Below are 12,828 nucleotides of genomic sequence, written 5' to 3'. Positions count from 1 at the left end.
GTGAGGCATGGACCTCACGAGAACCGTCCCTCTGCTTTTCTTATCCTTCCTTTTTCAAAATGCTGTATGCACCGCTGAACATGGCCATAAGTAGTCCTGATATTGGGAATATAATCCAATTGATATGCCAGTTTCCGTACACAAATCCAGTAATTAAGAAAATGGCAACGGCGAGTGGCCAGATAATTGCTGCGAAGGCACCGATTACTTTATCTTCATGCTTTTTTTCAAAAGAATGAGATGTTTCCTTTAAAAGTTTGTCGTAAGCATCCTTTTTTCCACCACTTACAATAAATAGGTAAACTGCTATGGCAATAAGAACTAATAAAATACAGACGCCATAGTTTGCTGCTTGATCGTTAATGGCGATTGTCACTAATAAAGCGATAGGGGATAAAATACATAATGCCACACCGATAATAAGCGAACGGAAAAAGTTTGGCTGAGATGCTTCTTTTTCCATTTGTATCTTTTTTTTCAAATGGATGGGAAGCTTCAAATTAGTACCTTTTTCAATATATTTATATTTCTCTAATAGTTGGCCACTATAAATGAATAAACTAACTGCGATTGCTATGAATAAAAGTAATTGTGCTACACCAATTAAGGTGGCTGTATTTTCTGTAATCCCGGTTAGAAAACCTTGCTCAAATAGTTGGATGAAGAAGACTAATAGAGAGGAACCGAGTAAGCACAGCATCACACCAATTCCAATAGATTTCATAGCTTTTGAAGTTTGGTGAAAAAAAGTATCTACTTCTTCTTCTGAGAGTTGATGTACTTGTTGTTTTTCCTCATTTAATGGTAAATCAAGTTCACTCAATAGTTCGTCTATATTCCCAAATTCAGATATTACGATGCCAATAGCTTCATTTTCCGTTTTTCCTTCTTCCTTCAGTTCATAATATTTATCTTCCATGTTTGAAAGCATTTCTTGTTTCAGTTTTTCCATTTCGGATGTTTTTGGCAGGCTGGCAAAAACATTGTCCAAATAATTGATAATGCTATTCATTGTAACCCTCCTTAATAAATAAGTTAACTACTTCCTGTGTAACGGCCCATTCTTGGCATTTTTCCTGATAATACTTCCTTCCTTCTGCAGTAATGGTGTAATATGTCCTTCTTTTTCCAAATTCGCCTTCTTTGTAATAGGAGTTAATATAGTTATTTTTAATTAATCGATTAAAAGCGGAGTAAAGGGTCGTTTCTTTAATAATGTATTTTTCCTTTGTAAATGTTCGAATATCTTTTGAAATCTCATAACCATAAGAATCCTTTTCCAATAATAGAGAAAGAATGATGGTGTCATTATATCCTCGTATGACATCACTGCTGATCAAGAAATCACTCCTTTCTGATACTTCATCTAACATACTATGACTGTCGTAGTAATTATACTTTACCATATATACTACGACAGATGAAGAAAATGTTAAAAATTTTTAAGGGAACAGTCCCTCTGTTTTTCTTTACACAAATTTTATGTTTATTAATATTCACTTAAAGGCTCCTTAAAATAAGAAATCTATGATTCTAGTGAGTAGGATAATAGATTAAGGGAGGAATGGGCTTGTGTCTTTAAAAAAGAGGATAGCAAGGAGGGCTTTTGTCGTCTTTGTTATAGGGGTATTTTTCTTTTCTACTTATTTTCCAGCATTTCCAGGTTTAACGATTTATGCAGCAGAACGAACTGGGGAAAAAGTAGATGAAAGCACACTAACAACAGAAACGGATAGCACGTTAGAAGCATCAGAAACAGAAGCAACAACAGTAGAGCAAGAACAAGAAGTAACAAACGAAGAGGAAAAGGCTCATTTAGAAGAGGAGGAATCATCGTCTTCTAAACAGGAGGAACCAGTAACGAAAGAAGAAAATAAGCAGCAGGAAAATGATGTGAAAGAGGAAAAAACTGAAGAAAAAGCAGAAGAACCACTAACCGAAATAGAACAAGAGCAAGAAGAAAATCAGCAAGAAACCATTGATTATGCAAAGCTACCACCACTACTTATTACTGAGTTAGCGCCTGATTCACAAGGAACCGATAACTTTGAATTTATCGAACTCTATAATAACACCAATCAACCGATTGACTTAAATAGCTATTATTTTTATTACCATTACATTGGTGGTAGTACTCCGGACAAAATAATGTCTATTCCAGCAACGACGATAGCACCTCAACAATCTATTGTCCTTTGGTTTAATGTAAAAGATCTTAAAATAGAGGATTTTAACAAGCATTTTAGCACTTCCTTAACAGAACATCAAGTCATTTCCTTTAAAGGAGATTTTCCTGGATTTGCTAATGGTGGCAATAGAGGAGTTGTGATAAAAAATCTCGATGGTCAAGAAGTAGTATCCGCTACATATTCATCAGGTGAAACAGATAATACCGGTTTAGATGTTCATTACGCTTTTCCAACAGAAGGAACAGAAATGGTAAAGCAGCAAGTGAAAGCTTCGCCAACACCAGCTGTATTAGGAGATGGACAAGTTCCAACTGAGCCGCTGCAGGAAAATCCAAAAGGAGAAGATACAGAAGCTCCAGTTATTACGCATGAAGCAAAGACAACAGCTAAAGCGGGAGAAGCGATTTCATTCGAAGCAACAATAGTAGATGATCATAAAAATCCATCCGCTATCTTCTATTATCAAGTAGAACCAGATCAAATATATAAGGCAATCGAGATGCAGCAAGATTCAGCAAATCCGCACAAATTCACAGTTAACATACCAAAAGAAGATGTGCAAGGTAATATTGCTTACTATCTCGAAGCAACAGATAATAAAAATATTGCTAAAACATCAACGTATACGATTGAACTAGAAAAAGAAGAAGCGCCAGAGCCAGCTGATACATATAGTGATCGTCCACTCTTGATTACAGAGCTTGCTCCTAATTCAATTGGTGGTGGAACCGATTATTACGAGTATTTTGAGCTATACAATAACTCCAATCAAACGTTAAATTTAGCTGCTTATTCTTTTTACTATGTATATACAGATCTTTCAAGAGAGCCAGTTTTATTCCAATTGCCAGCAACAGAGATGAAGTCAAAAGAAAAGCTTGTTTTTTGGTTTAATAATGGGGATAAAACGTTAGAGGATTTTAATAAGGAATATGGGACAAACCTTACAAGTAATGAAGTAGTTATGTTTACTGATAAAGCCTTCCCGGGATTCGCTAATGGAGGAAATCGGGCGCTTGAAATAAAGGATTCCGATGGGAAAGTGATGATTTCAGCTAGTTACTTAGGTTCTGAAAATGACAATGATGGCAAAGTGGTTCATTATCAATTTCCTCATGAAGGAATGGAAATGGCGAAATACAAAGTGTTAGCAGATCCTTCTCCAGGAACAATTGAAGCGAATCAAGTTCCAACAAATGTTGTGGAATTACCAGAAGTACCAAAAGATACGGAGCCACCGGTTATATCTCATAATCCAATTCAAACAGCAAAGGCATTTACCGCAATGACAATCGAAGCAATTGTAACCGATAACGAGGTAGCAAATCCGATTGTAACTTTATTTTATAAAAAATCAGCAGATGACAATTTTAAATCTTTAGCAATGTCTAAAGATGCGCAAGGTCGTTATTCGATATCTATTCCGGCGGCTGAAGTTGATGGGGAAATTGTCTATTATATCGTTGCCAGTGATGGAATCAACGAAAGTAAAACAGAAGAATACAATATTTCTGTGGAAGAAACAGACATTGATTTTACCAAGATTCCTAAACTACTCGTGACAGAGGTAGTGCCAGATAGTGCAAATGTGGGAACTGCGGATGGATATGAATATGTTGAAATCTACAATAATACCGATAAAGCGATTAACTTTAAGGATTATAAAATTCAATACAGATATAACGCTGATCCTGCAACAGATGTCATTTGGCCTTCTATTCCAGATAATGTCGTAATCGAACCACAAAAAACACTGGTATTTTGGATTATTAATGCACAAAATGGCGAAATGACAGTCGCTGATTTTAATGCGAATTACGGTACTAGTCTTGTAGAAAATAAAGACATTGTTCGAATAAAAAGTGACGGTATGGCAAATGGCAGTATGCGTGGATTAGTTATCGCTACGAATACAAAAGAAGAGATAAACGTTGCTTATTATAATGATGAGGCAACACAATTAGATGCGGCAATGAATATGGGAATTCTTTATAAGTTTCCTGAGGATGGTTCTACCCAATCGGTAAAAATTAGTGCAAAAACAAAACTAGGAACACCAGGAACTGTAGAACCGACACAAGTACCAGCACAACCGGTCCATGTTGAAGATGATACTGTGCCACCAACTTTAACAAATGCTACAAATATTCAAGAAATCAATCAAAATGATGATGTAACAATTCGTGCAAAAGCGACTGATGACAAGGGGATTAAATCTGTTGTTCTGTATTACCGTACAAACGATCAAGCGGATTATGAAAAATTACTTTTAACAGTAGATCCAAGTGACATCGAATATTATGTTACGACTTTATATGCAGCAAACTTTATTGCTAAAGAAAGCATTGAATATTATTTTGTGGCAACAGATGGGCAAAATGAAGTAACTTCCGAAAAATATGTCATCCACATTAAAAATGATAGTAGCAATGAGCCTATTCATTTAAATGTCAAAGAGGATGATATCTTATCTGGAAATGTTATTTTAAAAGCAACATCAAAAGAAAATAAAGCAGATGATGTAGAGCTTTTTGTGGATGGAAAAAAAGTGGAGCAAAGCTCGTACAGCTCTTTGGAATCTCAAGCTTATCTTGCCGTTGATATTAGCGGGCTAAATATGTATTTTAAAAATGCGATTACAATGGGTGATGAAATAATTTATTTATTGGATAAGGATAATAATTCCGATTGGAAAACATTTACGATTCCGATTGATCCAAATAAATTGTCCATCGGAGAAAATATCATTACTGTACGTTCTGGTAATAAAGCATCTCCATTTCAATTAGATGAAAGTGAAGAAAATAGAGATGACTATAACTTAAGAAATGTTCGCTTAATTTTAGCAGATGGTACAGTTATTAGGGATCCGAAAAAGGCGAATCCTGTTCAAGTATTTGATATGGGAGATGATGGTACTTACCGCCCATTCGAAGACTTTACTTTTACAATAACAGAAGAACAAGCGAAAGCAAAAACGTACCTCTGGGAAACGACAGCTGTTGCAGATGGAGCTTACAGCATTAAAGCGGCAGATAAAGAAAATGAAGTAACTGCAACGGTTCAAGTGGACAATACGGCACCAGTAATGAAAACAAATATGGAAGCAAATAAGGAATACAAGGGAGCCTTCGCGATTGAAGCAAGTGCAGTAGATGGAATCGCTGGAGTTGAATCATTAGAAGTAACATTAGATGATGAAAAAATTAGTGTTCCATTTGACACTGCTTCCTCAAAGCTTGCTCCAGGAACGCATGATTTAAAAATGGTGGCAGTAGATAAGGCTGGTAATAAAGCAGAGACTGTTATCTCGTTCTCTGTTACAAATGAAAATCCTAATAAGCCTGAATTAATTGCACCAGCTAATAATGCAGCAACGGCAGTAGATGGAGATCCTGCATTAAAAGTTAAAGTAACGGATCCAACTGAAGATTCAATGGATGTTACTTATTATAAAGGGTATAAATATGAAGCGAAGGATAGTCAAGTAAAATCATTTGAAAATGCTAGCGATACAGAACCGCCAGTAGAGCTTGTACCCGCTGGAGAAAAGGCGTTAACTGCTGAGGATGTTTCCGCTATTTCTTCTTTAGATGGAAAGTACTTAACAACAGATTCTAGTACACAATTTCCTTACCATCGCTTCGAAGTGGAACTAGATTCTTCTATCGATGAACAAGATCAAGTCGAGTTAGTGTGGAATGGAAAATCATTAGAAGGAAGAAAGGTTTCCATGTATGCATGGAGCATACAAGAAAATAAATGGAAACTATTAACCTATAAAATTGCGGGAGCAGAGGATTTTGCATTAAAAGCAGATGTGCATATAAGTGAGTTTGCCGATGTGGCTAACAAAATCAATGTGTTAATTCAAGACGAAATTCCGAGTTCTCCAGATGAATATGATTATACATTTGTCTGGATGTCTGATACCCAATACTATTCAGAAAGCTATCCATATATTTATAAGCGACAAACAGAATGGATTGCCGAAAAACAAGAAGAGATGAAAATTAAGTACGTCTTGCATACTGGAGATGTAGTGGACGAATCGGATGACGAGCAACAATGGCTTTACGCAGATGAATATATGCGTGTTTTAGAAGACAACGGTGTTCCATATGGCGTACTTGCAGGAAATCATGATGTAGATCAATTGTCTAATGACTACACAGAATTCTCTAAATGGTTTGGAGAAGATCGCTTCAAAGATCAACCCCATTACGGAGAATCCTATAAAGATAATCGCGGTCATTATGACTTAATATCAGCTGGTGGAAATGATTTCATTATGATTTATATGGGCTGGGGTGTAAATGATGAGGATATGCAATGGATCAATGATGTGTTAAAACAATATCCTGATCGAAAAGCAATTCTCAATTTCCATGAATACCTATTAGTTTCTGGAAATCGAAGTCCGATCGGAGAAGAAATTTTCCAAAAGGTAGTAGAAAAGAATGAAAATGTATTTCTTGTGTTATCCGGACATTATCATGACTCAGAGACGTTAATCAGTGAGGTTGATGATGATCAAGATGGAATTGCTGATAGAAAAGTCTATCAAATGCTCGGAGACTACCAAGGTGGTCCGGAAGGCGGACAAGGCTATATGAAGCTCCTTCATTTTGATCAAAAGAATAACCGTATCGTTATTAATACGTATTCACCATATCTTGATGATTATAATTTCTATGAACCAGATGAATATCCATTAAAAGATGAATTAGTGATTGATTTTGATTTAACTGTGCAAGAAAAACAAGTAGCGACCGATTACTTTGCGGTAAATGTTTATACGAATGAAGAAATCGGCCAGCAAGAGAATGTAGCAAGCGGCGATACTTCTGAAGTTGTTTGGAAAAACCTTGAAGAAGGGCAAACCTATGACTGGTATGTAATAGCTGCAGACAATTATACAGGAACAGCTATTTCTGATATTTGGTCATTCACAAAAGGACAGCCAGCACCAGAAGTACCTTCAGAACCGGGTGATGGAGACGGAGAAGATGGAGGAAGCGAAGACCCGACGATCCCGAATCCAGATGATAATGATGGCGGAAGCGAAGACCCGACGATCCCGAATCCAGATGATAATGATGGAGGAAGTGAAGACCCGACGATCCCAAATCCAGACGGGAACGGTGAAGGAAAAGATCCAAGCAAGGACAATACAAATCAAAGTGGGCAAAAAGATAATCAATCTTCTATCTTACCAAATACAGCAACTGCAAATTATACAATTATGTTGGTAGGAATAGTATTATTGATTGTTGGAATGGTGATAGTTTCCTTCCGAAGGATTCGCAAGGAAGCATAGGGGACTAGAAGATATTACGTCAACTCGATAAAATAGGAGCTACTCAAAGTCAAGTGACTGATTTTGTAGCTCCTTTTTATTGTATAATGAAATTTTAGTAAGCGCATCACCTCAGAAATTCATTAATCCTCTCAATATAACTATCTTTTAGATAGTTATTATATAAAAATCCGGAAAGACGGACAGGATCACCAAAAAAGTATCGCTCATATTGCGTTTGTCTTGTACCGAAAGAGCTCATTGTCAAATCCCAAGCTAATCGAAAAATTTTATTGCGTTCGTCTGCAGATTTACACGTTGCTTGAAGGTATTGATTTAAATCTTTCCCCACTTCAGAGAGAAACATTTTTTCAGTTGGCAATGAAACTAAGCCGCTTGCGCCAATTAATTGAATGATTTCTGAAAATCGGGGATAAATTTTCGGGAAAATATTACTAGCAACTTGAAGCGGTGTTGAACTTGGAATCATCCATCCTTGTTCATTGACCGTAGCGTCGTTCTCTGACTTTTCTAATAGTGCCTTCATCGTTTCTAATCCAATAATGATTTCTGCCATTTTTTCTTGGATATGTTGATATTCGCCTACATCAATTGTATTTATCATTGTTTCTGCTAAGCCTAAAATAAACTCTGTTTTAACAATCTGCCTCGTAATTACTTGATGATAAGCAAATGGGTTAAAAGAGCTTTTTGTTAAAAACATATTGGCAATTCTGATATCACCATAGAAAAATACACGCTCCCACGGTACAAGGACGTGATCAAATACGACAATGGAATCCATTTCTTCAAATCTGGAGCTTAATGGATAATCAATAGTGGAATCTCCTCCTACAAAGGATTCTCTACATAGAAACTTCACTCCTTTTGTGTCTGAAGGTATGGCAAATGCAAATGCCTCCTCTGGGTCAAATTTGGGAGCGCCAAAAACTAAGAGCTCATCTGTAAGTCCTCCCTGTGTGGCTAGAAGTCGAGCCCCTTTAATAATTAGCCCTTTATTATTTTTCTCGATTATTTTTGCTGCAATTGGCTCATTAGAATATTCTAGATACAGACTTGAACGATTTACTTGTGGGGTTATAAATGTATGGGTAAAACTAAGATCTTTTTCTCTTGCTGTTTCATATAAGGATTGGATATGATCGGGGAAACAATTTTCGCTTTCCTTTAATAGGGAAGCAGATGAGGCAAAGCTCATGATAACCGTATTTAAATAATCTGGACTTCGGCCCATCATACCTGCCGTTTCCTTCGCCCACCGTTCCATCATTTTTCTCCTTTTTAACAAATCTTCTTTTGTTTTAGGCTGTAAGTAGGACACACCTACAGATTCACCAGAAAGCGGGGACGAAAAGGTCATTTCCACCTTGAAGTTTGGATCACATTGCAAATCATAAAGCGATGCTTTAGATTGTAGAATGCCCTTAAAAGCAAGATGATCAGAGATATTTTCTATTTTTTCTCCGTCCAGCCAAACTTCCGTATTTAGCCTATTTATTCTTTCTAAAAATGTCTTTCCATTCACTACTCCCATAATTCCCTTCTCCTCATTAATAAGAATGATAAAACACATTATTTTTTAGTATTTTATTAATGTATACAACTTTCAGTGCCAGTTTCATTGAGAATTATGGGGGCGGTTCTATTGCTTCCTTTTTGGAAGAGAAAACAAATAAAAAACTCAGACTGTAGACAAACCCCTAAATTTTAAAAAAAGAAGTTTGTTCCTTTTGTATATAATTTTTTACCTTTTTATTTTTTCACCTTTAAATAAAATTACATATTGGAATTTGAGGGATATAGAGGGACAATTACCATGAATTGGTTGGATATATTCGCAGTAGAATGGTCTTTTTGAATACATACTAAGGATTGAAGTGAAGTATTAGATTAATTTGCGGTTATACGATTTAGTATTCTTTATAGTTAATTCAAAAGATATCATTTCCTATGTAGGATTTTATAGGGAGGGATGGTTCTCCTGCTTTCTTTTTAGAAAATTTAGGAGAATCATCCTTATTTTCATCATTTTCTCATTTTTTTATACTAAAATGGATGAGCAAAAATTTAACAAGGAAAGTGAGAGCGTGAATGAGAACAAGGAAAAGCAAAAAGAAAAAGATATGGATTACTTTAGGAGTAATTATTGGAATACTTGTTATTGGATTAGGGTCTTATGCGTTTTATCTATTTCATAGCGTAGAAGAGACAGCAAACAAAATGTATAATCCTCTTGAAGGTGATTCGAATTCCGAGAAAAAAGCAAGAGAAGAAAAGCTTGATAATACAAAACCAATCTCTATTTTGCTCATGGGTGTGGATGAAAGAAAAGGTGATGTAGGAAGATCGGATACTCTCATTGTCATGACTTTGAATCCAAATAATGATAAAATGCTGATGGTAAGTATTCCTCGTGATACGAAAACAGAAATCATTGGGGATGGGCGAGTGACAAAAATCAATTCAGCCTATGCTTATGGCGGAGTGAAAATGGCTAAGGATACGGTAGAAAATTTCACAGGTGTTAAAATGGATTATTATATCCAAGTAAATATGGAAGCGCTAAGTGATTTGGTTGACGCCCTTGGCGGAATTACTGTTCAAAATGACTTGGATTGGATTGATGAAGGATATTATAAAAAAGGCTATCATTATAAAAAGGGAACTTTAACATTAGATGGTCCTCAAACATTGGGATTTGTTAGAATGCGTCATCTAGATCCAAATGGTGATTTTGGACGAAATGATAGACAGCGGGAAGTCATTTCAGCTATTATTGATAAAGCTACAGGAGTATCAACAGTAGCTCATTTTGATGAAATACTAGATGCACTTGGAGCAAATGTCAAAACAAACATTACGTTTGATCAAATGATGAGCATACAGAAAAACTACCGTGATGTGCGAAAATCCGTAGAGCAATATGAAGTAAAAGGACAAGGCACTCCTCCTGGACAAACCTATTATTTAAATGTTCCAGAAGAAGAAAAAACGAAAGTTCATGATATGTTGAGTGAGAATTTACAATAAAGAAGGTTAAAAAGGTACTAGCTGACAATAGCTAGTACCTTTTTTAGGGGGGACAATTATCCTGTCTCTGTCTTTGCTAAAAGGATGCAATGAATTGCAAATTTCAACAAGTATAGGAATTTCTTCTTATAACCCAACTGCTCTTTCTTATATGGATGAACAAAAAAACTGAAGAAAGCAGTTTTTTTTGTTTTTCTAAATTGTCAGGAAAATTTTCACTATAATAAATATAGACATACTGTATTCCAATAGTAGAGAGAGAAATACTTTATATAGAAAAAAGAAGGTGGTAAGTGAAATGGCGAGAAAGAAGGTCTTAGTAACAGGTGGGGCAGGGTTTATTGGAGGAAATTTTGTTCAATATATGGTGAATAAATATCCGGATTATGAAATTTATAATTTGGATTTACTAACATATGCAGGTGATTTAATAAAGCATAAAACAATAGAAGGAAAGGAAAATTATCACTTTATTAAGGCAGATATTTCGACCCAACAAAAATAACAGCATTAGGCTGGCAGCCAACCTTCACATTTCAAACTGGCATAGCCCAAACTATCCAATGGTATAAATAGAAGCAGTGGGAAGTATCTTCTGCTTTTCATTTAGATTGGATCATTAGGATAATTGTGACTGAATAGGGAATAATATTTCTAAAATGCATGAGGTATATAGCTATTTATTCTTCCTTTTTCTATTCCTGTGGTGCCTCCCGCAAGCAAATAATTTTTTTTCTTGTTAAGCAATTGATATGATTAAGAATGACTTAAACAAGAAAGGATCTTGCAAAATGGCAAATTTAAATATACCTATATCTGTATTAAACCTTGCTCCAATTCGTGAAGGACAAAATTCTAAGGAAGCTATTGAATCAATGGTGGATTTAGCACAAGCAACGGAAAAAATGGGTTATAAACGCTATTGGATTGCTGAGCATCATAATACTTCTACACTTGTAAGTTCGGCAACTGCAATCTTAATTAAGCATACGCTTGAACACACAGATAGTATTATCGTAGGCTCTGGTGGAGTTATGCTGCCTAATCATTCCCCATTAGTGGTTGCAGAACAATTTGGGACGATGGCAACGATTTATCCAAATCGAGTTGATCTAGGTCTTGGAAGGGCTCCTGGAACTGATATGCTGACTGCGAGTGCATTAAGACGCTCTCAAAAGGATTCAGTCTATACATTTCCTGAGGATGTTAACGCCCTTCTTACGTACTTTGGACCTAAAGAAGAACAAGGATATGTAAAAGCTCATCCAGGAGTTGCCACGAATGTACCGATTTACATTCTTGGTTCTTCTACTGACTCTGCTTACTTAGCGGCAAGTCTAGGTTTGCCTTATGCTTTTGCTTCTCACTTTGCACCAAGATATATGGCAGACGCAATCAAGATTTATCGTGAACGTTTCAAGCCTTCAAAGTATTTGGATAAGCCTTATATGATGGTTTGCTTGAACTTAATTGCAGCTGAGACAGACGAAGAGGCGGCCGTATTGCAGACGTCTACTCATCAATTTTTCCTAAATGTTGTGCGTGGAACACAAATGCCGCTTCAGCCACCAGTGGATAGTTTAGATGGTCTTTGGAATCCACAGGAAGAAGAAATGGCCAAATCCATGTCTAGCGTGACTCTTTTAGGAAGCAAAGATTCCGTTCGCAACCAGCTTACAGCTTTTCAGGAACGCTTTAATGTCGATGAAATAATGGCTGTTTCTTATATTTTTGACCCTGAAAAGCAGAAACGCTCTTATGAGATATTGAGAGAAGTGGTAGAGGGGAAATAGGTTTTACTTGAATGAAATATAGTGATATGAAAAATGAGGATGGGACATAACTAAATAGATACTCTGTAAAGACGAACAATTTCTAATATAGCTAGTAAATAGCGGCTGCTTTCGCATACTTTTTACAAGAGGAAATATAATTAGTTGGAAAAACAGAGCAGCCGGAATACACGAAGACTCCTATGGGATTAGCGAGACAGTCTGAGACCCTGCAGGCCACAGGCCGAAGCGGCTCAGCGCGAGCCCCATGGAAAGCGAAGTGTATTCCGGCTGCGGGGAATCGCACCAAACTTCATGGAAACATCCTTTGAAAAACAAATAAAAGCCCGAACAATTATACGGAACATTCATTAGCATCTTCGTATAATTGTTCGGAATTATCCTTGGCTGGAATACTTATGTCCCAGCCTCATTTTTCATTATTTCTCTTTATCCTCTTTCTTCTTTTCCTGCTCCTCCGTTATCTCAAAATCACGATCTACCGTTTTGTTTTTTA

6 protein-coding genes and 1 pseudogene are annotated in these 12,828 nt (G+C 36.3%); 4 read left to right on the top strand and 3 right to left on the bottom strand.

Annotated elements, in window-relative coordinates; all coding sequences use genetic code 11:
- Nucleotides 1-40: 40 nt before the first annotated feature.
- Nucleotides 41-1,012: a permease prefix domain 1-containing protein gene (locus tag HHU08_RS21190; RefSeq protein WP_169189258.1), complete on the bottom strand. Its 972-nt coding sequence runs from the start codon at nucleotides 1,010-1,012 to the stop codon at nucleotides 41-43.
- On the bottom strand, nucleotides 1,005-1,340 hold the full coding sequence (locus HHU08_RS21185) for a PadR family transcriptional regulator (protein WP_016203490.1): 336 nt from the start codon (nucleotides 1,338-1,340) through the stop codon (nucleotides 1,005-1,007). The genes HHU08_RS21190 and HHU08_RS21185 overlap by 8 nt, the downstream gene beginning before the upstream one ends.
- A gap of 232 nt (nucleotides 1,341-1,572) precedes the next feature.
- On the opposite strand from HHU08_RS21185, the gene HHU08_RS25235 reads away from it, so the two are divergent.
- On the top strand, nucleotides 1,573-7,509 hold the full coding sequence (locus HHU08_RS25235) for a lamin tail domain-containing protein (protein WP_328823051.1): 5,937 nt from the start codon (nucleotides 1,573-1,575) through the stop codon (nucleotides 7,507-7,509).
- Nucleotides 7,510-7,615: 106 nt separating this feature from the next.
- On the opposite strand, the gene hpaB is transcribed toward HHU08_RS25235, so the two are convergent.
- Nucleotides 7,616-9,043, bottom strand: coding sequence for a 4-hydroxyphenylacetate 3-monooxygenase, oxygenase component (hpaB, locus tag HHU08_RS21175; protein ID WP_169189257.1), 1,428 nt, complete (start codon nucleotides 9,041-9,043; stop codon nucleotides 7,616-7,618).
- A 557-nt stretch (nucleotides 9,044-9,600) separates the two neighbouring features.
- Here hpaB and HHU08_RS21170 point away from each other — a divergent pair.
- From HHU08_RS21170 to HHU08_RS21160, 3 genes and pseudogenes are all read left to right on the top strand, one after another.
- Nucleotides 9,601-10,539: an LCP family glycopolymer transferase gene (locus HHU08_RS21170; protein ID WP_169189256.1), complete on the top strand. Its 939-nt coding sequence runs from the start codon at nucleotides 9,601-9,603 to the stop codon at nucleotides 10,537-10,539.
- Between the two features lie 298 nt (nucleotides 10,540-10,837).
- Nucleotides 10,838-11,038, top strand: a pseudogene (locus HHU08_RS21165) (GDP-mannose 4,6-dehydratase); the annotation flags it as partial.
- A 292-nt stretch (nucleotides 11,039-11,330) separates the two neighbouring features.
- On the top strand, nucleotides 11,331-12,332 hold the full coding sequence (locus tag HHU08_RS21160) for an LLM class flavin-dependent oxidoreductase (protein WP_169189255.1): 1,002 nt from the start codon (nucleotides 11,331-11,333) through the stop codon (nucleotides 12,330-12,332).
- Nucleotides 12,333-12,828: the final 496 nt, after the last annotated feature.

It is taken from the genome of Niallia alba, from assembly GCF_012933555.1.
In the GTDB taxonomy this organism is placed as follows: Bacteria; Bacillota; Bacilli; order Bacillales; family Cytobacillaceae; genus Niallia; species Niallia alba.
The sequence above is the reverse complement of the archived record's forward strand: the minus strand, read 5'-3'. Positions and strand labels throughout refer to the sequence as shown.

Excerpts from the sequence above, each read along its gene's own strand:
- HHU08_RS21190 (WP_169189258.1), bottom strand. The coding sequence starts at position 1,012 with ATGAATAGCATTATCAATTATTTGGACAATGTTTTTGCCAGCCTGCCA.
- hpaB (WP_169189257.1), bottom strand. The coding sequence starts at position 9,043 with ATGGGAGTAGTGAATGGAAAGACATTTTTAGAAAGAATAAATAGGCTA.
- HHU08_RS21170 (WP_169189256.1), top strand. The coding sequence starts at position 9,601 with ATGAGAACAAGGAAAAGCAAAAAGAAAAAGATATGGATTACTTTAGGA.
- HHU08_RS21160 (WP_169189255.1), top strand. The coding sequence starts at position 11,331 with ATGGCAAATTTAAATATACCTATATCTGTATTAAACCTTGCTCCAATT.